The following is a 21,236-nucleotide window of genomic DNA, read 5'->3' as shown; positions in this document are numbered from 1 at the left end:
TTCAGGTGACAAAAGCACCGGTATCCATTGGCACAGCGGCCACTGCGTTTATTCATGGCATAGCCGCACCGGATATTATGGCACGATGAGTGCTGGTGCCGAGTTATTCGTTCGTCCCTCGGTGCGCAACAGCTGACACGGCAATCGGCCGTTATACACGGCCCTGACCATGCGCAATCACAAAGTACATAATCACCAAGTACGTAACCACAAAGTGCACAGTCACAAAAGTGCACAACCACAAAGGGTGCTTTTTGCCATGACGGATGACACCGGCCTGGTGGATCACGGCCATGAACGTACCAATCGGCGGCTACGCACGGGGGCCATCGCCATATATGGCCTGGCGCTGGTTGTCATGGTGGCGATATTTGCCTGGCTGCTGCACGACCAGTACCAGCGCGAAATGCAGGCCGGGCACGAACGCAACGTCACCCGGGCCGAGCTGGTGGCTCAGTGGGTCAACACCACCTTTACTCTCAGCGATCAGGCGCTGACCGGCGTGGACCAGATGCTGGAGCCGCCGCTGGTGGAGTCTCTACAGCCGCGGCACCGGCTGGAAGACGCCCTGGCGTCGCGCCGCGATATGCTCCCCCTGATCGACGAGCTGGCCGTCATCGATACCCAGGGCACCATCCGCGCCAGCTCCAGCCTTTATCATCCGCCGGGCTTTGATATCAGTCGCATGACGTATTATCAGGCCTTTATCGACGACCCCGATCGCGAGCAGCACGTCAGCCCGATGTACTGGTCGGCGTTCATCCGCGATTACTATATTGCCTATACCCGGCGGCTGCGCGATGACGACGGCAACTTCACCGGACTGGTATCGGCGCGGCTGACGCCCGGGGTCTTTGATACCACCCTGGCCCGGCTGCGGATTCATGAAGGCGAGACCATTACCCTGCTGGACGACCGCCAGCAGCTGCTGGCCCGTCGCCCTCGGGTCGGGAGCCAGAAAGATCAGCTGAACGCGCTGCGCGACAGCGATATATTAGCCGATTTTATCGCCGGCGAGGCTACCTCGGCGTCCCTGCAATTGACGTCGCCGCTGGACGGGGTCGAGCGACTCTATCAGCTGAAAAAGCTGCCCGGTCTGCCCTATACCGTGGTTGTCGGCGACCGCATGGACAAGGTGCTGGACGGCTGGATGCAGCGCTTCTGGTCGTTGATGCTGATCGGTATCTGCGTTGCCGTGCTGGGGGGCTGGATCGTGCGCCACTACGCCAACCGGTTGCGGCTGGCCGATCAGCTGGCGCAGCGTGTCAGCGAACGCGAAACCGCGCGTGCCCAGGCGCAGATGCGCGAAGCGCGACTCGAAGCGCTGGTGCGCTCGATCCAGGATATGATCTTTGTTCTGGATGAGCACGGTCGCATTACCTATGTGCATGCGCTGGAAGGGCAGTGGGCCCTGCACCCGGCGCAGTCGATGCTCGGCTCGACGTACGCGGAATGCATGCCCGCGGCCGTGTCGCACGATTTTTATCAGGCCTTCGAGCACGTCAAGCAAAGCGGTGAGGCCGTTGACTTCAACTACGATATCCAGCTGGCCGGTCGGGTGCATTACTTCCATGCCATTCTGAGTCCGGTGGCCGCAGGTGACGGCAGCTTCAACGGGGTGCTGGCCACGGTGCGTGACGTGACCCGGGCCAAGACCCAGGAAGCCGAGCTGCAGATTGCCGCCACGGCGTTTCATACCCACCTGGGGATGATGATTACCGATGCCCGGGAGCGCATTCTCAAGGTCAACGCCACTTTTTCCCGCATTACCGGCTATAGCGAAAGCGAAGTGCTGGGGCAGAGTCCGCGCATGTTGAGCTCCGGGCGCCATGAAAAGGCCTTTTACCGCGATATGTGGCACGACGTCGTGCGCAAGGGTACCTGGGAAGGCGAAGTCTGGAACCGGCGCAAAAACGGCGAGGTCTATCCCGAATGGCTGACACTCAGCGCGGTACATAACGATAGCGGCGAGCTCACCCACTACGTGGCCACGCTGACCGATATTACCGAGCGCAAGGCTGCTGAACGCGAAATCCAGCGGCTGGCCTTTTATGACCCGCTGACCGGGCTGGCCAATCGGCGCCTGTTTACGGATTGTCTGGGCGATGTGCTGGCCAGTTGCCGGCAGGCAGACGCCGGCTACTCTGCGCTGCTGTTTATCGATCTGGACAACTTCAAGCAGATCAACGATACCCTGGGCTATTACGCCGGCGACCAGCTGTTGCAGCGTATCGCGCGCGAGATCAGCCATGAGCTGGATGAAGCCGATACCCTGTCGCGCCAGGGCAGCGACGAGTTCGCGGTCCTGACCCAAATACCCGCTGACGACCTGGAGCAGGCCGCCGAGCACGCCGAGCAAATGGCCCACCGGCTGCTGGCCGCCATTCGTCGTCCGATTACCCTGGACGACGGGCCGGCGCTGGTGTCCGGCAGCATCGGCATTGCCATGCTCAGCGGTGCCGAAGACGGCGTGGATGCCTGCCTGCAGCAGGCGGATATGGCGCTGTTCCAGGCCAAGGAGGCCGGCCGCAATACGCTGGCGTTCTTTGACCCCTGGATGCAGGCCGAGCTGATGACGCGCACGCGCCTCGAAGCCGATTTGAAGCAGGCGCTGCCCAACGACGAGTGGCGGCTGTTCTATCAGCCCCAGGTCGATGACAGCGGCGCGCTCACCGGTGCCGAGGCGCTACTGCGCTGGGAAAATGCCGAGCGCGGGCTGGTCTCGCCGGGTGAGTTCATTCCGCTGCTGGAAAGCACCCGGATGATCAACGAGGTGGGCGCCTGGGTGCTGGAAACCGCCTGCCAACAGCTGGTGGCATGGCAGGACGACCCGGAAACGGCCGCCTGGGAGCTGGCCGTCAATATCAGCCCCGTGCAGTTTTCCGCCGATAACTTTGTCCCCCGGGTCAAGGCGATTCTGCAGCGCACCGGCGTGCCGGTGGCCAACCTCAAGTTGGAAGTGACCGAAACCCTGTTTGTGGCGGCCCAGGCGGAAACCCGGGAAAAGATGCAGCACCTCCAACAGCTGGGCGTACGCTTTTCGCTGGACGACTTCGGTACCGGCTATTCATCGCTGGCCTATCTGGCTTATCTGCCGCTGGATCAGCTGAAAATCGACCAGGGATTTGTCCGCCACCTGCCTGAAAGCCCGGCCAACGGCGCGATTGTCGAAAGTACCATCGCACTGGCCCGCAGCCTCGGGCTGGCGGTTATTGCCGAAGGGGTGGAAGAAGAGGCCCAGCGCGAATGGCTGTCGGCACGCCAGTGCCACGCCTTCCAGGGGTATCTGTTTGGTCGGCCGGTGCGCGCCGCCGAGCTGGAAGCCCGGTGGCGCGGGACGCGGGAATAGCCCGGAGCAGCGCCGGCGGTGGCTCAGCCGCCGGTCATGTTCATGAAACGCACAACCTGCACATCGCCGTCGGTGGTGAAGTGGTGGCGTTCGGGCTTGAGCGGCATGGCGTTGATGATGGCGTTTTTCAGCGCGTCCATGTCGCCGGGATAGCGGCGCAGCACGGCACGCAGATCCACCGAGTGCTCGTTGCCCAGGCACAGCAGCAGCCGTCCTTCTACCGTCACGCGAACGCGGTTGCAGGTGGAGCAGAAGTTGTGGCTGTGCGGCGAGATAAAGCCGATGCGCGAATCGCTGTCGGCCATGCGAAAATACCGTGACGGCCCTGGCGTAGCCTCGGTGGTGGGAATCAGCGGGTAGCGCGCCTCGATGCGCTCCTGCACTTCATCGCTGGAGCAATAGGTCTCCGCCCGGGAGTGATCGGAAACGTCGCCCAGCGGCATTTCCTCGATAAAGCTGATATCCAGCCCCTCGTCGCGGGCAAACTCCACCAGATCCAGCACTTCGTCCTCGTTGCGGCCCTTGAGAATCACCGCGTTGAGCTTGATGCGCTGGAAGCCTGCCGCTTTGGCGGCGCGGATGCCTTCGATGACCTTGTCGAGGTTGCCGGTACGCGTCAGGCGCTTGAAGCGCTCCGGGTCCAGCGAGTCCAGGCTGATATTGAGCCGGCGTAGCCCGCCGTTGTACAGCGCTTCGGCGTGTTTGGGCAGGCTCGCGCCGTTGGTGGTCATGGTGAAATCGTCCAGCCCCGGCAGCGATCCGATGTCGTCGACCAGCTGGGTGATGCCCTTGCGCACCAGGGGTTCACCGCCGGTCAGGCGGATCTTTTCCACCCCCAGCTGGGTAAACGCCCGGGCGACCATGTTCAGCTCTTCCAGCGTGAGAATTTGCGCCTTGGGCAAAAACGTCATGTCTTCGCTCATGCAGTACACGCAGCGAAAGTCGCAGCGGTCGGTGACCGACATCCGCACATAGTTGACGCGTCGACCGAAGTTGTCGATGAGCTGCTGCGTTGGCTGTTGGGATGCTGGCTCTTGAGATGATGACTCTTGAGATGACGGTTGTGGGGATAGCGTCATGCGTCTCTCCTCAGCGGCTGAATCGTGACCGTGTCGCCCGGCGAGACCGCCGCGCAGGTATCGGGTAGTTCAATCAGGCAGTTGGCGTCGACCATGGACGCCAGAATGCCGGAGCCCTGGGCGCCGGTGCTGTGCACCCACAGCTGCCCGTTGCGGTCGCTGGTGGAGACGCCGCGAATGAAATCGCAGCGTCCGGTACGCCCGGACAGGTCTTCTCCGGCCCGGGCGAAAAGGCGTTCGGGCGGGCGCAATGGCTGGTCTTCCAGCCGCGCCAGCAGCGGCACCACAAACTGCAAAAAGGCCACCATGGCCGCGACCGGATTGCCCGGCAGACCGACAAACGGTGTGCGCGTCGCGCCCAGCCAGCCGCAGGCCAGCGGCTTGCCCGGGCGCATGGCCACGCGCCAGAACGCCAGCTGCCCCAGCTCGGCAAGGGCTTCGCGGGTATAGTCGGCCTGCCCCATGGAAACGCCGCCGCTGGTCAGCACCAGGTCGGCTTCGGCAGCGGCGCTTTCCAGCGCCCGGCGGATGCTGGCGGGGGCGTCGGGCAGAATGCCCAGGTCGATGACCTCGGCGCCGTTCTCGCGCGCCAGCCCGGTCAGCGTAAAGCGGTTGGCGTCAAAAATGCCCGCCGTCGGCAGCGTTTCGCCGGGCGCGGTCACCTCGCTGCCGGTGGAAAATACCGCCACCCGCGGGCGGCGATATACGGCCACATCGGCAATGCCCAGCGAGGCGATAAATCCCAGCCGCGCCGCGTCCAGCCGCTCGCCGGCGGCCAGCGCCACGCTGCCCCGAGCGATATCCTCGCCGGCCTGGCGCACGTTCTGCCCGGCCCTGACGCGCTCGGGGTCGTTGACGATCACCTGGTCGCCCCGGGTCGTCAGCTGCTCGCGCATGATGACCGTATCGGCGCCGTCGGGCAGCGGCGCGCCGGTGGCAATGGTCACGCACTCCCCGGGCGCCAGGCGCGCAGTGAACGGCTCGCCGGCCAGTGCCTGCCCGGCCGGTACCCAGTGGTTCCGGTCTGTCTGCCAGGCCAGGGCGATGCCGTCCATGGCCGCGTTGGTGTTTTGCGGCACATCGATCGGCGCGGTCAGCTGTTCCGCCAGGCGCCGGCCCCGGGCTTCCTGCAGGGCAACGCGCTCGCTGGGCAGCGGTGCTTCCACCAGCGTCAGCAGCGTCCGTCGCGCTTCGTCCACGCTGGACATCCGCTCGGCCAGATCAAAACAGGAGAGCGGTGCCGATGGCGCGTCATTCGCGGTGTCCGCCGCATGCGGTTGAGTCATGAGGCCTCCCTGGCCAGCGTGGCTTCAAGGCGAGCCCTGTCGTCTGGCGTGTTGACGTTGGTGAGCCCGGCGGGGCAGTCGGCCATGTTGATCGTGGCGACGCGCTGGCCGGCATAAAATCCCGCGACCGAGCGTTCGCCGGCATCCAGCGCGCGGCGCAGCGCCGGGGCCAGGCGCGTATGCAGCAGCGCTACAACCGGATGGGCGCGTTCGCCGTCGTGGGCCACGGCGACGTCGGCCGCGCCGATACCCGCCGTCAAACGGGCGGCCAGATCCATCGGCAGCGCCGGGGTGTCGCAGGGCGCAACCAGCAGCCAGGGCGTGGATGCGGCACAAAGGCCGGCATACAGCCCCATCAGCGGGCCGTTGAAGCCGGCGCAATGGTCCTCGATCACGCGGTCGGCGTAAAGCCGGTAGGTGTCGGTGTGTCGGTTGGCGCTGATCAGCAGCTCGGCCACTTGTCCGCTGAAGCGCTGGCCGACATGGGCGACCAGCGGGCAGCCGGCGAACGGTTCCAGGCCCTTGTCGCGCCCGCCCATGCGCCGCCCTTCGCCGCCGGCGAGAATCAGCCCTGTCAGCTCATGCGCGGGTATCATGGGGAACTCCTGTAGCGCGCCGGGGAACAAGCGACCTCAATTATACCTGAGTAAAAACGTCGAGTATGCTGATGATGGCGCCAGCGCTCCCGCTTTGTCCAGCCCGGTTGTTGACCGTCCGATCCGTCCGGGGCCGGGGCTGAAGCGGCCGTTGATAAGCTCGCCGACGTGGCCGCTTGCGCGGACTTTGTTACGCTGGTCGCCCTTTTATCCTTCAAGACACTGTCATTATAAACGCTGCCATTACAGACGCTGCTTGCCAGGCGGCCCGGCCAGGAGGCAATTATCATGCAATCACTCGATTATACCACCCGTACCGAGCTTGAAGCCGCTGCTTTTCGACGGCTGCTGCGCCATCTTGATGCGCACAAGGAAGTCCAGAACATCGAACTGATGAATCTGGCCGACTTCTGTCGCAACTGCCTGTCCAAATGGCTGGTGGCCGAAGCCGAGGAGCGTGGCGAATCCCTGGACTACGAAGCCGCTCGGGAATACGTCTACGGTATGCCCTACAGCGAGTGGAAGGCTCACTACCAGGCAAAAGCCACCCCGGAACAGCTGGCCGCCTTTGAAGCGCGCCAGGCACAGCAGCAGGGCTGAACCCACCCAGAGGGCAACACCATGAGCGAGCCGATGATCCCGTTGAATATCGCCGTGCTGACGGTCTCCGATACCCGCACTGAGGAGACCGACAGCAGCGGCCGAGCCCTGGTAGAACGCGCCACGGAGGCGGGGCACAGCATCGTGGCCAGACAGCTGATAGCCGATGACGTGTATCGCGTCCGGGCCGTTGTCGCCGGCTGGATTGCCGACCCCGATGTCCAGGTGGTGCTGACCACCGGCGGCACCGGCTTTACCGGCCGTGACTCCACGCCCGAGGCGGTCTCGGTGCTGCTGGACAAGGAGATTCAGGGCTTTGGCGAGCGCTTCCGCCAGCTCAGCGGCGACGAAATCGGCAGCTCCACGGTGCAGAGCCGTTGCCTCGGAGGGCTGGCCAACAACAGCGTCATTTTTTGTCTGCCCGGCTCGACCGGCGCCTGCCGTACCGGCTGGGACGGGATTCTCGCCGAGCAGCTCGACAGCCGCCACAAGCCGTGCAACTTCGCCAACCTGGTGATTCCGGGCCGGGGGCAGCATGGCTGAACCGACACAGGATGCGCTGAGTACGGTGGACCAGGCGCTGGCGGCGCTGCTGAAAGACGTTATGCCGCTGGAAGCCGAGACGGTACCGTTGGAGAGCGCGGCGGGGCGGGTGCTCGCCGATGATCAGGTGGCCCGGATAAACGTGCCGGCCTTTGATAACAGCGCCATGGACGGCTATGCCCTGCGCGCGGCGGACGCCGGTAAGCGCCTGCCGGTCAGCCAGCGCATCGCCGCCGGCAGCTCCCCCGAGCCGCTGGCCCCCGGCAGCTGTGCGCGGCTGTTTACCGGCGCGCCGCTGCCGCCCGAGGCCGACTGCGTGGTGATGCAGGAGCGCGTCGAACGGGAGGGCGACCACGCCCGATTCCCCGATGAGCTGACCGCCGGCGACAGCATCCGCCGGCGCGGACGAGACGTGACCTCGGGCCAGGTGCTGCTCGCCGCCGGGACCCGGCTGAACGCTGCTGCCCTGGGGCATCTGGCCGGACAGGGCGTGGTCGACGTGGCCGTCCGGCGCTGTCCCCGGGTCGTGCTGCTATCCACCGGGGATGAGGTAATCGACCCCGGCACGCCGCTGGCAGCGGGCCAGCTATATAACAGCAATCGGCCCATGCTCACGCGGCTGCTGGAGGACTTCGGCGCTAAGGTTATCCGCCGCGTTAACGTACCCGACGACCCGGAGCAGACTCGGACGATCATCCGCGATGCGGCCGACGTTGCCGACGTCGTCATCAGCACCGGCGGGGTTAGCGTCGGTGAGGAGGATCACGTCAGGCACGCGCTGGAAAGCCTCGGTCAGCTGGACCTCTGGCGGCTCGCCATCCGCCCCGGCAAGCCGCTGGCGCTGGGGCGTTTACCTGAATCCCAAAACGGCGGCGAGGCGCGCTTTGTGGGCTTGCCCGGCAATCCGGTATCCAGCTTCGTCGGCGCCTGGCTGTTTCTGCGACCGCTGATGGGAGCATTAACAGGCTGCACGGCGCTTGACGCGCTGCCGCGCATCACCGCCAGGGCCAACTTTGCCACCCGCACCGGCCCGCGTAGCCACTACATGCGCGCAAGCCTCGCGTTTACCCCCGAAGGCCCGGTCGCCACCGCCTTTGCCGACCAGAACTCCGGCGTGCTGTCGTCGTGCATCGCCGCCGACGTGCTGGTGGAAGTCCCCGCCAACGCCGCGGTGGAAGAGGGCGATACGGTGACCTGCCTGTGGATCGCAAGTTGATCAACGGTTTCGGCCCCGCAGTGAGCGAGCGGGCGGCATGAAAAGAGCGGGCGTATGGGGGCTGCTGCTGGCGGTTATTGTCGCCGGCATGGCGCAATACAGCCCGTCGCTGCTGTCGCGACTCAAAAGCGATACCGCGCCGGCGCCCGCCGCTGACGAACAGCGGGCCGATGACGCCCATCCCGGCGATTCTCACCCTGCTTACCAGCGGCGCCACCATCAGCAGCAGATTAGCGGTAGCGGCGAGGTGGTAGCGCTACTGGAAGATGATTTGGAGGGCAGCCGCCACCAGCGGTTTATTCTGCGCCTGGCCAGCGGACAAACCCTGCTGGTGGCGCATAATATCGACCTGGCCCCGCGAATCAGCGAGCTGGAAGCCGGGGACACCGTATCGTTTTACGGCGAATACGCCTGGAATGAGAAGGGCGGCGTGCTGCACTGGACCCACCGCGATCCGCGCGGCAACCATCCGGGCGGCTGGCTGAAGCATCAGGGACGCCGCTACGAGTAGCTTTAAGTCGCCGAGGCCGTACGGCTGTGCCGTTCCTGCGCCGCGTCGAATATGTCCCGAGCGTGTTTGAACTGATCGTTGGCCCTGGATACGTACAGCAGCACTTCATCCACATAGCCATCGGTGGAGGCCGACCAGATGCGGTTGATATAGCGCTCGCCGGCGGCAAAGGAGCTCATGATGTCGGCAAAGCCTTGAATGCCGAAAAGGTGCTTCATGCTGTTGCGCGCATCGGCAAACTGCATCAGGTCTTCCCGAAACAGCCGATCAATCTCGAAACGCATGTCATAGGTGGGGATCCTGTCCTTCCGTCCTTCCAGTTCGTCCAGATGGGTCACTATGTTGTGCAGCGCTGCGCTCATGATCTGCTGGTTGTTGGTCAGCGTGTCGCTATGGATGGCGTCCCGGTTGGATTCCCTGATATATACAAAGGCGCTGACAAAGCCGACGATCATGGTGGGTATGAAAAGCCACCAGTTGACGTCGTTTTCGTCCAGCGAGGCCAGGAAGGCACCGCCCAGAAAGGCGAGAATCACCAACATAAAGGCTGCATGTTTCATCTGTCTCTTCCTTCTCAGGCTGATGCAATAACGTAAACGGCGTTGCCCACGCCGACCAGGGCTTCGCCGACGATGAGACCTGCGGCAATCGGAATACCTTTATTTTCTGCCCACGCCTGACCTTTGGTGCGGTCCACAATCTCGCGGATCAGCGTGCCCACCGAGTAGGTGAGTACAATGCTGAAGGGCAGATAAAAGCCCAGACCAACGGTGATACCCAGGCCCGTCTGCAGCAATGAAAGCAGGCCGCCCAGCATCGCCCCGGCGATGTACTTGGCAGCCGGCACGTCGCCGCCGGTGATGCCCTCTACCATGGAAGCCAGCGCCTGGCCCTGGGGCGCGGGAAACTCCGTGCCCCCGAGGCCAAAGGCCTTGTGCAGCATGAAAATCAGAACGATCACGATGATGGGGCCCAGCCAGGCGCCCATGAACTGGCCCAGCTGCTGCTTGCGCGGGGTCGCACCGACCAGGTAGCCGGTCTTCAAGTCCAGCATCAGGTCCGTTGCCTGGCTCATCGCCACGCAGGTGGCGGCGTCCAACTAATTGTGCCTTTAAATATTTGTTTTTAAATATTTTTTGCGGGGATATTTTTGTTTATGCCCCCTGATATGCCCCCGCAGCTTTTTGCTACAAAATTGGGGTTCAAGTTGTGATGGATAGAATGTTGGCTCGGCTCTGGATGCGATAGGTATTATAGATAAGACCGGTTTTGAACCGATGACCTTCGGATTATCAGTGCTATCGCAGTTAGTCATGGACATGCAGCCCAACCCGGCAGCATTCTGGCAGGCACATCTTTTGTGCCGACATTGGTGGTTAGTCCCGTGGTGTAGTGGTCCATGGTATGAACCATTGTCCGAGGAGGATCTATGGCTCAAGTACGTCATCAACGTGCCAAGACCATGCACGCCATCCGAGAAGACATACAGCGATCGTCAGCTTCGGTCGCGGAACTGAGTCGGCGTACAGCCTCAACCCGAAAACAGTCCGCAAATGGCGGCGCCGTGCGTTTGTCGAGGATGAGTGCATGGGCCCCAAAGAGCCAGCATCCACGTCGCTATCAGGCATCGAGGAGGCAGCTGCTGTTGCCTTTTGGCGAACCACTCTGCTTCCTCTTGATGACTGCCTCTTTGCGTTACAGCGCTTTATGCCTCACCTGAGGCGCTCAAGCCTGCATCGGCTGTATCAACGCCACGGCATCAGCTAGCTACCGCGTTCTCGGGAGGAAAAAACGAAAGCGTCATCCTTCAAGCGCTATCCGATCGGTTACCTGCATATAGACATCTGCGAAGTACGCACCGGAGAAGGCAAGGCATACCTGTTCGTAGCCGTTGATCGCACGTCAAAGTTTGTTCATGCCCGGCTGTATCGTAAGGCACAGCGTGAGCAGGCAGCCAAATTCCTCGAAGATACCGTGCTGCAACTGCCGTACCGGGTTCATACCGTGTTGACGGATAATGGCGCACAGTTCGCCAAACGCCCTGGAACAGAAGCCTACAACCCCCACAGGTTCGATGTGATATGCCATCGATATGGCATTGAACATCGTCTGACACAGCCGTTTCACCCCTTGACCAACGGGCAAGTCGAGCGAATGAATCACACGGTCAAGGAAGCAACGATTCGAAGCCTTCATTACGCAACGCTGGAAGAGCTGAGCGCACACCTGGCAGACTACCTTTGGGCCTATAACAGCGCTCGTCCATTACGAGCGCTAAAGGGCAAAACGCCCGTTGGTTTTATTCTTGAACGCTGGCAGGATGAACCCGAGAGGTTTCATGAAAACCCTGTCCACTACTTCCCGGGACCATACACCTAAGCCGTGTTTTGACACGGCCTGCAAGGGAACTGACTTCCGACAGGTCACCGATACCGAGCTTCGCAAAGTGGTCAGGAAGCTGAATGATCGCTCTCGCAAACGGCTCGGCTATCGGACACCGGCGCAGGTGTTCCTGGGGGAATACTCAGGAGCCCTGGATACCGCAGGTGCTGCGCTTATTGGTTGAATTCAGGGATCACACGGGACCCGACAATTATGCTCCTTAAGAGTTTCCGCTTTGCTCGTAGGGCTATCGAATAACTAGAGCAGTTATCAATTAGGTCAGCGGTTGAACGCCTTACCCTGCACTGACCAATCAGTTTTCGGAATAGAATAGAAAAATCGATAGCTAAACTCATGTAAGTTGGTCAGCTATCGATCAATTTTGCTATTTAAGCTCAGTTAAATGAGAAACGTTATTTACGTGCGATTGCCCTGTCTCTGGTCATTTTCTTCGGCTTTCTTTCTCATATACTTTTTGGCTCTTACCTTCCTCATAAAGAAGGCATGCAAAGTCAATTCGCTACTCTCCATTATCGTTCTTCTATCAAAAAACTCCAATGCCTTTTCGCCAATTTCTGTGCCATCTTCCAATACACGAATAACCTTGTCGTCATCCTCCTTTTTCTCCTCTTTCCTTGCTGGTTTTTTATCAGGAGGTGCTTTCGCACTTAGCATAGGTTTTTTAGCTGGATCATCGGGCGTTTCTTCTGCATTGGCTTGTGACTCCACAATAGATCTCACTGGGTTCCATCTGCCACCTACAACATATTCCGGGAAAATAGATTTTAATATGTCACTAAAATGATTTCTATCTCTAGCTTCAGCGAAGCCATTATCTTTCACCCATTTTTTAATATCAGTAACAGTGACAGCTTCCCCAGATTCTATAATATGAGCTATATCGTTACGATTTCTGTATATTTCTAGTGTGATATTGTTTTTTCCACCCGTCATCCTTAACTCCCTAAATGCAATTAAAGTATCATTCCCTCTTGCTTTTAACCTATCAGAATAAGGAAATCGACTATGGCACCCCGCAAACAGGGCTATCGTAGTTAAAAAATTAGAGCTTGCTGAGTTTTTTGCGTCAACCAAACATCAAGTACTTAGCAATGTTTGACCAGGACATTCAGACACGCTTACGCCATCTGCGATAGCCCTGCCCCGCAAATACCCTGCATCTGACTATGGCACCCATCATATACCCCGCACCCATCCCGCATCCACTCCGCAAATACCCTGCATCTGACTATGGCACCCAGCATATACCCCGCATCCACCCCGCATCCACCCCGCATCCATCCCGAAGTCACCTATTGAACGCTGGCTACTCTGCATGCCAGACGCTCTCATGCCGCCGCTTTACGCTGCCAGCAGACTCTAATCGCCCCGCATGGCACCCAGGGCATCAGCCCGACCGCACGCCGCGCACACGCGCCGCTCAGCCAAAACGTGCCTGCCAACAGCCTGTGTCGCCCGTGCGACACATAGCCCGGCACGGATGCCCAGCTGCCCAGCTTGGTTGCCGTGCGGCAACCAGTGGCCGCCAGCGGCTTTTTCCGCCTACAATAGGGACTGGCTGGTTGGATATATCAATTTTGGCACGGTATAGATGTAGCTAAAAAATCTATAGACCTATTCTGTATCAGGGCTTATCCCAACTCCGGCTATCTCCAACTCTGAGCAATACCCAAATTTTGGGGAGACAAACACCCACCAGGAGCCGACCACATGGCCAAGCCGACCTACCAGTTCATGCGCATCCAGGGCTTCCCCCGAGGCCAGAAGGTTAAACGTGGAACCCTCGGCTCCATCCTGGCTGAGGGCTTGCGCGAGCCGACGCACATCTCCCATTTGGATCAATCCCCGAATATCCGTGTAGATAGACTCGATTCGCCGGTTGATAAGCCCAAAGAATTGCAGCAGTGGATCGTCAAGGAAATGGAGGAAGCCAAAAATTACCATCTGCGTGGCAGCAAGCCGGTTTATCGCTCTCTGCGGAAAGACGCACTGGCGATTGGCACGGTAATAGTGAGCCACGCCAAAAAAACAACGGATTGCCCACAGCAGGAGTTGGATCAATTCATCGAGGACACGACGAAATGGGTTCGTCAACTCATGTCCGACTTTGAGATGATCCCGCATTTTCGACTAACGCATCTGGACGAGAAATACCCCCACCTGCATTTCTGGTTTACCCCAAAACCCAACGGGGAACGAGAGGGGAATTGGGCACTCACCAATCTGTGCTGCCAGAGAAAGCTGTTTTACCATAAGCTACAGCAGCGATTCTTCGATGACGTGGGCCACAAGTATTTCGATGAACGCGCCAAGCCCATGTCCGAACGCAGTCCTCGTGTTTCTCGCTACATCGCCGTGCAGCATCGCAAAGAACAAATGCAGCAGCCGGAGCCTCAAAAAGAATACGTGCGTCCTGCCAGTGCTAAAAGTGTGTCGGATTTAATAGAGCAACTGGGGGACAAGGTAGCGGGCGATAATCTCGGTATGCGAAAGACAGTCCTATCCAGCAAGGCGCAATCTCTTATTCAATCACTGGGAATGGCCCCCAATGTATTGCCTGACCCAAACGAACAGGAAAGCGCGGCAGCGGCTGAACGGGAAAAGCAGGAAGCGCTATCCGGGGAACTCTCCGAATTGAAAGGGCGCCTGTCAGCGGCAGAAAATCAGGCATCGTCGGCACCCCCGGATATTACGCCGTGGCTGCAGGAGTTGTTATTCCCTATTATCCTGAACGTGGCTTTTCAGCAGGGCAGTCGCGCCGATCATCTGGGCGAAGAACAGTGGCTGACTCTGGTGGTAGAGGAATCCGGCGCCATGCTGGAAGATAAACTCAACAGCATCGGATTATCCCGAGAGGGAATAGGCGGGCAAATCTCCGATGCCGTGTCAGACTCCGGCTTTGTCGAGAACATCCTGGCCGCTCGGTCACGTTCACAGGAACAGACACGGGAACGGCTGGCGCCGCAACCGCAACCCCCTGAACCGCGTTAGCGCGAAAATCCCTCGCTGGCTGAGGGCCATACACCATGTTGAATTCCATTATATAAAACGGCTATCCCGGTGCCCCAGTTCACCGGCCGCGCTCGCTCAAACACAAGAGCATCGGGTAGCCCAGTGAATTTTCCGGGGCGGCGATGTAGCCGTTGGTGAAAGCCACCAGCACGCTGGGTGGCGTGGCTTTCAGGGCGTCAAACACCGGGCGGATGTCGCTGCCGCCGTCGCTCAGCACGCTGGTTAGGTCGTGCACGTCCAGTAGTTGGCGGGGTGATCCTGAGCGGGTGCGCCGTCGGGGCGGCGTGCGAGCCGCCAGCCGGGGATAAATCTGCTCGGCGGGTTGCCCCACAAAGCCGGCTTTATACAGCGCCTCCCTGGGGCAGTGGCCCAGCATGCCCTTCAGCTGCGCGTTGACCTCGTAGTAGCAGGCGTGGTTCCAGCGCTCCGGCTCTCGTCTCAACTGGCGGCGATGGTGGCCCAGCGCGCAGTGCCAAACCTCGTGAGCGAGGATAAAGCGCCGATCGTCGCCGTTGCGTGAGGCCATGAAGTCCGCGTTGAGAAAGGCCGCATCGCCGTCGGTGCCCGCCGTGGGCAGGCGGTTGTCGACCACCGCCACCAGGTTGAACTGCATCATCAGCCAGGCGAGCTTATCTTCGCAAAGTTGCTGCACGCGGCGCTTGCGCTGCTGTACGTCGGCGTTGGGTGCCCGCGGTGGTCACGCACTTGAGCCATGGATCCCCCTCAGACAATGGTTCATAACATGGACCACTACACCACAGGACTAAATATCTGTATGGTCCCGGGAAGTAGTGGACAGGATGTTCTGGTCAAGTCGTAGTGGACACTTTTATTAAGCTGCTTCGGCGATTTTTTCGATTTCCCTTGGCGTTTGGTAGCCAAGAGTTGAGTGCAGCCGGCAGCTGTTGTACTCCATTTCGATATAGGTCACGACGTCGCGTCTCGCTGACTGGCGGGTCCCGTACCGTTGCCCATCCAACCATTCGCTCATAAGAGAGCCGAAGAAGCGCTCCATGACCGCATTTTCCCAGCAGTTCCCCTTGCGGCTCATGGAGGCCAGGAACCCTTGCTGAACCAGTCGTTCGCGATACGCATGTGATGCGTACTGGCTGCCGCGAACCGAGTGATGGAGCCCTCCTCGAGAAGGCGCCGGCGGCCAAAGGCCATCTCCAGAGCGTCCAGGGTTGGTGACGCCTTCATGTGGTCGGCCATGGCCCAGCCGATAACCTGCCGGTCATAGAGGTCCAGCACGGCCGCCAAGTACAACCAGCCTTCCAGGGTCCAGATGGCGGTGATGTCGGCCACCCACGCCTGATTGGGCTCAGGCACCGTGAATTGCCGTCTGAGCAGGTTGGGAGCTACTGGCAAGGCGTGGTCGCTGTCCGTCGTATGCCGGTAGCGGCGACGCTGTCGGCAGGCGATATCGGCTTCCTGCATCAGGCTACGCCCCTGATAACGACCGACTGCGTGACCTCTGCGATGGAGTTCATTGGCCATTCGACGGCTCCCGTAGCTACCACGCTTCTGATCGTGGATGTCCTTGACCTCCCGGTCACGTTGCTGGCGACACCAGCGATCCAGCAGGCTGCGATCGATATCTAGCCGCCTGGCAGCCTCGGAGATGGCGTAGCCCTCTCCCCGAACCATGTTGACCGCCTCAGCCTTGAATTCGTCGGAATACCGACGTCGAGTCTTCTTGGTCATGAACACCTCTCATTGCCTTCACTATAAGGCTTATCAGGGTGTCCGATACAATTAGACCAGTTCATTGAGCGACGGTGACGAGCAGATGGCCACTCGAGTGGCATTCTGTGCCGCACTAGCGTGCAACTTGCTGCTGCTGGAGGATGTGGTGGCCGATGCGTTTATGGTCCAGGCCGAGACGCTAGGTGTATGGTCCCGGAGTGTAACGTTTTATAGAAACAGGGTCTCAGAGGGTGCGACACTCATCCCGACACTGGGGGGGAACCATCCTCGGCCCTGATACTACAGGCTACCTCGTCAGGATTCTGATGGCGCACATCCATCCCCTTGACCAGGTAGATCACATATTCAGCCAAGTTGCTGGCATGATCGCCAATGCGCTCCAGCGAGCGCAGCATCCACATGATGCTCAGCACCGGCGAGATCGCCCGCGCATCTTCCATCATGAGCGTCATGAGTGAGCGCATGGCGGTCTTGTATTCGCTGTCGACATGATCGTCTTCACGCACCACCTTTAGTGCCAGCTCGGTATCGAAGCGGGCGAAGGAGCTCAGTGAATCGCTGACCATCCTGCGCACGTGCTCGCTGATGAGCCGCACCTCGACGAAACCGCGGCTTCCCGAGTTGCTCTCGACCAGCTCCAGCGCGTTACGGGCGATCTTGCCGGCCTCGTCGCCGATGCGCTCGAGATCCGACGTAGCGCGAGTCACCGCTAGCACAAGACGCAGATCCGAGGCCGCCGGCTGGCGACGTACCAGCAGCAGGGTGCACTCGTCGTCGATCTTGACCTGCATGTCATTGACGCGACGGTCGTTGGCTACCACCCGCTGAGCCAGTGCCGTGTCCGCCTCGAGCAGCGAGCGGGTTGCATCCTGTACTTGCTTTTCGACCAGACCGCCCATGGTCATCAGGTGCGTTTTCAATGCCTCCAGCTCTTGGTTGAACTGGCGGGAAATATGCTGGCGGTGGGGTTCGCTTGTTGTGCTCATCGGTGGTCCTCCACGGGCGCAGGTAAAAAATCATATGCCCGATCATGTCATCGTCGATACGCCTCAGGCGCGGATGGGTAAAGCAGCAGTGGTGCGACGGGGCATGTCTCCAGCAGTGCTTTACAGCGACATAAGCAGGTCATGCCGCAACCTCAAAGGTTAGCGAAACAATATTGCAGTTAGATGAAGCGCCACGCTGAATGGATACGATACGACAGTTCTTCAAGGAGGTTTGCAACAGAGCATGGCAACGGATTGATTTTTTCCTGATTGTCATGAGGTTGTCATCTTTGTAGGTCATCTTCGGCATCACGAAAAGGCAAATACTTCTCGCACCAGGAGCACTTTTCATGAGCCGTACCTTCAAGAATCGCGCTTTCAAGACTACCGTCCTCGCCGCCGCCGTCATCAGCGCTGTCGGTGTTGCCCAGGCCCGTGACCAGGTTCGCATCGTGGGCTCCAGCACGGTGTATCCCTTCGCAAGTTACGTGGCCGAGGAGTTCGGGGCGATCACCGACTACCCGACGCCGGTCATTGAATCCACCGGCTCCGGCGGCGGCCTGCGCCTGTTCTGCAACGGCGTCGGCGAGGACACTCCGGATATCAGCAACGCCTCCCGCCGCATGAAGCCCTCCGAGTTCGAGCGCTGCGCCGAGAATGGCGTCACCGATATTACCGAAGCTTTCATTGGCTACGACGGCATCGCCTTTGCCCAGTCCGGTGCGAACCCGGCGATGGAGGTGACCCGCGAACAGCTGTTCCTGGCCCTAGCCGCCAAGGTGCCGGTGGAGGGTGAATTGGTCGACAACCCCTACAGCCGCTGGAGCGAGATCGACGCCTCCCTGCCGGATCGCGAGATCGCCGTCTACGGGCCGCCGACCACGTCCGGCACCCGGGATGCCTTCGAGGAGCTGGTGATGGAAGCTGCGTCCGAAGCAATGGACGCCTACGGCGGTGAGGGTTTCACCGATATTCGTACCGACGGCGCCTATATCGATGCCGGTGAGAACGACAACCTGATCGTCCAGCGCCTGGCCGAGAACACTGATGCCTTCGGCATCTTCGGCTACTCCTTCCTTGAGGAAAATGCCGATACCCTGATCGGCTCCAGCATCGACGGCGTCGAGCCGACCCCGGACGCCATCGGCAGCGGCGAGTACCCGGTGTCCCGCTCGCTGTTCTTCTACGTGAAGAATCAGCACACCGACGAGGTGCCGGCCATGTACGAGTATGCCAACACCTTCATGAGCGAGCAGATGATTGGTGAGCTGGGCTACCTCAAGGGCATCGGCCTAATCCCGGCCCCCGAGGAGATGCGCGAGAAGGCCCGTCAGGCAGTGGCCGACCACGAGTCGATCGAGCTGGCCGACCTGAAGTAAGCGAGACTGGGGTCCAGCCCCGACCGACCGGCAACCAGCGTTGCCGGTCGGCGCGCGTTCCGGCAGGGAGGCCGGTTGGGTGACTACCCCGCGGATGAATTTCTTCGAGAGACACCTATGCAGACCAACCAATTCCTCGCCCTGTTCTGTGGCACTCTGCTGGTGCTGGGTCTGATCGCCTTCTTCGCGGCGCGTGCCAAGGCGGCCAGGGCGCGCGCCAGCGGCACCTCGATGCACGCCCAGCCCGATCAGTACGGCTGGTTTGGCGTGCTCTCTACCGCGGCACCGGCACTGGCGGTGAGCCTGGTCGGTAGCGTGGCCATGCTGCTGGTCGGGGCGAAGATTTCCACTGCCATGTTGCTGGTGGTCAGTGTCGCCGTGGCCTGCCTAGGCCTGGTGGGCAGCATCGCCATGGTCAGGCCCGGGTTTCATGCACGGCGCGCCGTCGAGGCGTTTGTTCGCTTTATGCTGGCTGGAGCCACGCTGATCTCCATTTTGACAACGCTGGGCATTCTGGTCTCGATCATCAATGAGGCAGTGCGCTTCTTCCAGATGCAGAGCTTCTGGGGCTTTATCACCGGAACCGTCTGGAACCCCGGCGCCAGCTTTCTGACGGCCGCCGGGCGCGCCGAGGAAGGCGCCAGTGCCGCTCAATTCGGCTCGCTGCCGCTGTTTGCTGGCACCTTCATGATCACCGCGATCGCCATGCTGGTGGCCATCCCAATGGGTCTGCTGTCGGCGATCTACATGGCGGAATTCGCCAACTCGCGCGTACGCAGCATCGCCAAGCCGATCCTTGAAGTGCTGGCGGGTATTCCCACGGTGGTCTACGGCTTCTTTGCAGCGATTACCGTGGCACCGCTGATCGTTGTGGCAGCACAGTGGCTCGGCCTCAAGGCCGACTTCAACAATGCCCTGGCGCCCGGCATCGTCATGGGCATCATGATCATTCCGTTCATTTCCTCACTGGCCGATGATGTGATTCATTCGGTGCCCGACAGCATGCGCCAAGGCGCGCTGGCGCTCGGCCTGACCCATGGCGAGACGATTCGCGATGTGGTGGTGCCGGCGGCGCTGCCCGGCATTGTTTCGGCCTCGCTACTGGCGGTGTCTCGGGCGCTGGGGGAAACCATGATCGTGGTGATGGCGGCGGGCATGCTGCCCAACCTGACCGCCAATCCGCTGGAAAACATGACCACCGTGACGGTGCGTATCGTCGCCGCCCTGACCGGGGATCAGGAGTTTGCCAGCGCTGAAACGCTATCGGCCTTTGCCCTGGGGCTGGTGCTGTTCGTGGTGACCCTGATGCTGAATCTGGTGTCGGTGATCATGATTCGCCGTTTTCGGGAAAAGTACCGGGTCAATAATCTCTAAGTCGAGGAGTCATTGGGATGACACAGGCGTTCGATCACATCGAGGCTCAGCTTCGGCGACGGCATCGCAAGACCCGACTTCTGAAAGCGTTGTCCATGGGGGCGCTTGGCCTTGCCGGCCTGTTTCTGGTGCTGTTTTTCACTGACATGCTGATCAAGGGGTTGCCGGCCTTCAAGCAGGCACAGATTCAGGTCGAGGTCGACTACAGCGAGCAGGCCAGCCAGCTGCCGCTGGCGGCCGTATCCGAAGCCGTGCGTCCGCTGGTCAGCCGCGGCTATCTGCGCCTGATTCCATCGCGCATGCGAGACGACCCGGCGCTTCAGGGCACCACGCGCAGCGAGTGGGTGCTGGCCGATGGCCAGGTCGACCAATATCTGAAGGGTCACCATAGCAAATTAAGCGATCGCCACCGGGCGGTAGTGGATCGGTTACGGGCCGAGGGCCGGGTGGAGCTACGTTTCAATACGCGGTTTTTCACCAGCGGCGACTCCAGGATGCCTGAACTTGCCGGTATCGCCTCGGCCGCCATGGGGACCGTGCTGACCCTGATGGTCACCCTGGCGGTGGCGTTTCCGATTGGCGTGATGACGGCGATCTATCTGGAGGAGTTTGCACCGGACAACCGCATCACTCAGCTGGTCGAGATCAATATCAACAACCTGGCGGCGATCCCGTCGATTCTATATGGCCTGCTGGGGCTGGCGATCTTCATCAACTTCTTTGGCGTGCCGCGCTCTTCGCCGTTGGTCGGCGGGCTGACGCTGGCGCTAATGACGCTGCCGGTGATCATTATCTCGACCCGCACGGCGCTGCGCAGCGTGCCGGACTCCATTCGTCATGCCGGCTTCGGCGTTGGCTGCTCGCGCTGGCAGGTGGTACGCGACCATGTGCTACCGCTGGCGATGCCCGGCATCATGACTGGCGCGATTATTGGTCTGGCCCAGGCCATGGGCGAAACCGCGCCGCTGATCATCATCGGTATGGTGGCCTTTATTCCCGATATCGGCGGCTCGATCACCGAGGCCGCCACGGTGATGCCGGCTCAGATATTCACCTGGGCGGGCGAGCCCGATCGGGCCTTCATCGAGAAAACCTCGGGCGGCATCCTGGTGCTACTGGCGGTGCTGATCACCATGAATGCCACCGCCGTAGTGCTGCGCAGGCGCTTCGAGCGCCGCTGGTAGCGCAGGCGCCA

The 21,236-nt window shown here is 60.7% G+C and carries 17 protein-coding genes and 3 pseudogenes; 11 read left to right on the top strand and 9 right to left on the bottom strand.

All coding sequences use genetic code 11. The features are described 5' to 3' along the window. The first annotated feature begins 259 nt into the window (after positions 1–259). The gene (locus C793_RS0100450) at positions 260–3,349 is read left to right on the top strand and encodes a bifunctional diguanylate cyclase/phosphodiesterase (protein ID WP_017428971.1); all 3,090 of its coding nucleotides are present in this window, start codon (positions 260–262) and stop codon (positions 3,347–3,349) included. A gap of 23 nt (positions 3,350–3,372) precedes the next feature. Here the strand turns inward: C793_RS0100450 and moaA are convergent, their stop codons facing one another. From moaA to mobA, 3 genes are read right to left on the bottom strand one after another with little or no spacing between them, the layout of a single operon-like run. Beyond that, positions 3,373–4,428, bottom strand: a complete 1,056-nt coding sequence (gene moaA, locus C793_RS0100445) for a GTP 3',8-cyclase MoaA (RefSeq protein WP_083871864.1) — start codon at positions 4,426–4,428, stop codon at positions 3,373–3,375. Beyond that, positions 4,425–5,714 carry a molybdopterin molybdotransferase MoeA gene (gene moeA / locus C793_RS0100440; RefSeq protein WP_017428969.1) on the bottom strand — a complete coding sequence of 430 codons (1,290 nt, stop codon included), beginning with the start codon at positions 5,712–5,714 and terminating at the stop codon, positions 4,425–4,427. Before moeA ends, moaA begins: the two co-directional genes overlap by 4 nt. Then, positions 5,711–6,310: a molybdenum cofactor guanylyltransferase MobA gene (gene mobA, locus C793_RS0100435; RefSeq protein WP_017428968.1), complete on the bottom strand. Its 600-nt coding sequence runs from the start codon at positions 6,308–6,310 to the stop codon at positions 5,711–5,713. Before mobA ends, moeA begins: the two co-directional genes overlap by 4 nt. 288 nt (positions 6,311–6,598) lie before the next feature. Here mobA and C793_RS0100430 point away from each other — a divergent pair, with 288 nt between their 5' ends. Genes C793_RS0100430 through C793_RS0100415 form a run of 4 tightly spaced genes read left to right on the top strand, consistent with a single transcriptional unit; the run spans position 6,599 to position 9,180 of the window. Next, the gene (locus tag C793_RS0100430; RefSeq protein ID WP_017428967.1) at positions 6,599–6,910 is read left to right on the top strand and encodes a DUF1244 domain-containing protein; all 312 of its coding nucleotides are present in this window, start codon (positions 6,599–6,601) and stop codon (positions 6,908–6,910) included. Positions 6,911–6,931: 21 nt separating this feature from the next. Then, positions 6,932–7,453 carry a molybdenum cofactor biosynthesis protein B gene (gene moaB / locus C793_RS0100425; protein ID WP_026106015.1) on the top strand — a complete coding sequence of 174 codons (522 nt, stop codon included), beginning with the start codon at positions 6,932–6,934 and terminating at the stop codon, positions 7,451–7,453. After that, positions 7,446–8,669: a molybdopterin molybdotransferase MoeA gene (locus tag C793_RS0100420; RefSeq protein ID WP_017428965.1), complete on the top strand. Its 1,224-nt coding sequence runs from the start codon at positions 7,446–7,448 to the stop codon at positions 8,667–8,669. The genes moaB and C793_RS0100420 overlap by 8 nt, the downstream gene beginning before the upstream one ends. A 37-nt stretch (positions 8,670–8,706) precedes the next feature. After that, positions 8,707–9,180 (top strand): DUF3465 domain-containing protein, encoded by a 474-nt coding sequence (locus C793_RS0100415; protein ID WP_017428964.1) that lies wholly within the window; start codon positions 8,707–8,709, stop codon positions 9,178–9,180. A gap of 2 nt (positions 9,181–9,182) precedes the next feature. On the opposite strand, the gene C793_RS0100410 is transcribed toward C793_RS0100415, so the two are convergent. Further along, the gene (locus tag C793_RS0100410) at positions 9,183–9,740 is read right to left on the bottom strand and encodes a hypothetical protein (protein ID WP_017428963.1); all 558 of its coding nucleotides are present in this window, start codon (positions 9,738–9,740) and stop codon (positions 9,183–9,185) included. A gap of 14 nt (positions 9,741–9,754) precedes the next feature. Beyond that, positions 9,755–10,261: an OPT/YSL family transporter gene (locus tag C793_RS0100405; protein WP_281103746.1), complete on the bottom strand. Its 507-nt coding sequence runs from the start codon at positions 10,259–10,261 to the stop codon at positions 9,755–9,757. A 348-nt stretch (positions 10,262–10,609) separates the two neighbouring features. On the opposite strand from C793_RS0100405, the pseudogene C793_RS14170 reads away from it, so the two are divergent. Beyond that, positions 10,610–11,559, top strand: a pseudogene (locus C793_RS14170) (IS481 family transposase). 22 nt (positions 11,560–11,581) lie between these two features. Continuing rightward, positions 11,582–11,746: pseudogene (locus tag C793_RS14905) on the top strand (IS30 family transposase); the annotation flags it as partial. 233 nt (positions 11,747–11,979) lie between these two features. Here the strand turns inward: C793_RS14905 and C793_RS14400 are convergent. After that, the gene (locus C793_RS14400; RefSeq protein WP_156804804.1) at positions 11,980–12,516 is read right to left on the bottom strand and encodes a hypothetical protein; all 537 of its coding nucleotides are present in this window, start codon (positions 12,514–12,516) and stop codon (positions 11,980–11,982) included. Between the two features lie 777 nt (positions 12,517–13,293). Between C793_RS14400 and C793_RS0100390 the strand changes: the two genes are divergently transcribed. Beyond that, positions 13,294–14,574 carry a plasmid recombination protein gene (locus tag C793_RS0100390; RefSeq protein WP_017428959.1) on the top strand — a complete coding sequence of 427 codons (1,281 nt, stop codon included), beginning with the start codon at positions 13,294–13,296 and terminating at the stop codon, positions 14,572–14,574. Between the two features lie 79 nt (positions 14,575–14,653). On the opposite strand, the gene C793_RS0100385 is transcribed toward C793_RS0100390, so the two are convergent. The 3 genes and pseudogenes from C793_RS0100385 to phoU form a co-directional block, all read right to left on the bottom strand. Then, entirely contained in the window at positions 14,654–15,247 is a 594-nt protein-coding gene (locus C793_RS0100385; RefSeq protein WP_017428958.1) for a DUF2201 family putative metallopeptidase, read from the bottom strand. Between the two features lie 180 nt (positions 15,248–15,427). Further along, a pseudogene (locus tag C793_RS13210) lies at positions 15,428–16,299 on the bottom strand (IS3 family transposase). 242 nt (positions 16,300–16,541) lie between these two features. Next, a complete protein-coding gene (phoU, locus tag C793_RS0100375) occupies positions 16,542–17,288 on the bottom strand; it encodes a phosphate signaling complex protein PhoU (protein WP_017428956.1) in 747 nt (248 codons plus the stop codon). Between the two features lie 350 nt (positions 17,289–17,638). Here phoU and C793_RS0100370 point away from each other — a divergent pair, with 350 nt between their 5' ends. The 3 genes from C793_RS0100370 to pstA all read left to right on the top strand — a co-directional run bounded on the left by C793_RS0100370 (position 17,639) and on the right by pstA (position 21,225). Next, complete coding sequence (locus C793_RS0100370; protein ID WP_017428955.1) at positions 17,639–18,667, top strand: PstS family phosphate ABC transporter substrate-binding protein; 1,029 nt, start codon at positions 17,639–17,641, stop codon at positions 18,665–18,667. Between the two features lie 117 nt (positions 18,668–18,784). After that, positions 18,785–20,041, top strand: a complete 1,257-nt coding sequence (pstC, locus tag C793_RS0100365) for a phosphate ABC transporter permease subunit PstC (protein WP_017428954.1) — start codon at positions 18,785–18,787, stop codon at positions 20,039–20,041. Positions 20,042–20,058: 17 nt separating this feature from the next. Continuing rightward, positions 20,059–21,225 carry a phosphate ABC transporter permease PstA gene (pstA, locus tag C793_RS0100360; protein WP_017428953.1) on the top strand — a complete coding sequence of 389 codons (1,167 nt, stop codon included), beginning with the start codon at positions 20,059–20,061 and terminating at the stop codon, positions 21,223–21,225. Positions 21,226–21,236 lie beyond the last annotated feature (11 nt).

Source organism: Vreelandella jeotgali Hwa (assembly GCF_000334215.1).
In the GTDB taxonomy this organism is placed as follows: domain Bacteria; phylum Pseudomonadota; class Gammaproteobacteria; order Pseudomonadales; family Halomonadaceae; genus Vreelandella; species Vreelandella jeotgali.
The sequence above is the reverse complement of the archived record's forward strand: the minus strand, read 5'-3'. Positions and strand labels throughout refer to the sequence as shown.

Bases quoted from the DNA above. Each gene is read 5' to 3' on its own strand.
- phoU (WP_017428956.1), bottom strand. From the start codon at position 17,288: ATGAGCACAACAAGCGAACCCCACCGCCAGCATATTTCCCGCCAGTTC.
- moeA (WP_017428969.1), bottom strand. From the start codon at position 5,714: ATGACTCAACCGCATGCGGCGGACACCGCGAATGACGCGCCATCGGCA.
- pstC (WP_017428954.1), top strand. From the start codon at position 18,785: ATGCAGACCAACCAATTCCTCGCCCTGTTCTGTGGCACTCTGCTGGTG.
- C793_RS14400 (WP_156804804.1), bottom strand. From the start codon at position 12,516: ATGACGGGTGGAAAAAACAATATCACACTAGAAATATACAGAAATCGT.
- C793_RS0100450 (WP_017428971.1), top strand. From the start codon at position 260: ATGACGGATGACACCGGCCTGGTGGATCACGGCCATGAACGTACCAAT.
- C793_RS0100415 (WP_017428964.1), top strand. From the start codon at position 8,707: ATGAAAAGAGCGGGCGTATGGGGGCTGCTGCTGGCGGTTATTGTCGCC.
- mobA (WP_017428968.1), bottom strand. From the start codon at position 6,310: ATGATACCCGCGCATGAGCTGACAGGGCTGATTCTCGCCGGCGGCGAA.
- moaB (WP_026106015.1), top strand. From the start codon at position 6,932: ATGAGCGAGCCGATGATCCCGTTGAATATCGCCGTGCTGACGGTCTCC.
- C793_RS0100430 (WP_017428967.1), top strand. From the start codon at position 6,599: ATGCAATCACTCGATTATACCACCCGTACCGAGCTTGAAGCCGCTGCT.
- C793_RS0100420 (WP_017428965.1), top strand. From the start codon at position 7,446: ATGGCTGAACCGACACAGGATGCGCTGAGTACGGTGGACCAGGCGCTG.
- pstA (WP_017428953.1), top strand. From the start codon at position 20,059: ATGACACAGGCGTTCGATCACATCGAGGCTCAGCTTCGGCGACGGCAT.
- moaA (WP_083871864.1), bottom strand. From the start codon at position 4,428: ATGACGCTATCCCCACAACCGTCATCTCAAGAGTCATCATCTCAAGAG.
- C793_RS0100390 (WP_017428959.1), top strand. From the start codon at position 13,294: ATGGCCAAGCCGACCTACCAGTTCATGCGCATCCAGGGCTTCCCCCGA.
- C793_RS0100370 (WP_017428955.1), top strand. From the start codon at position 17,639: ATGAGCCGTACCTTCAAGAATCGCGCTTTCAAGACTACCGTCCTCGCC.
- C793_RS0100410 (WP_017428963.1), bottom strand. From the start codon at position 9,740: ATGAAACATGCAGCCTTTATGTTGGTGATTCTCGCCTTTCTGGGCGGT.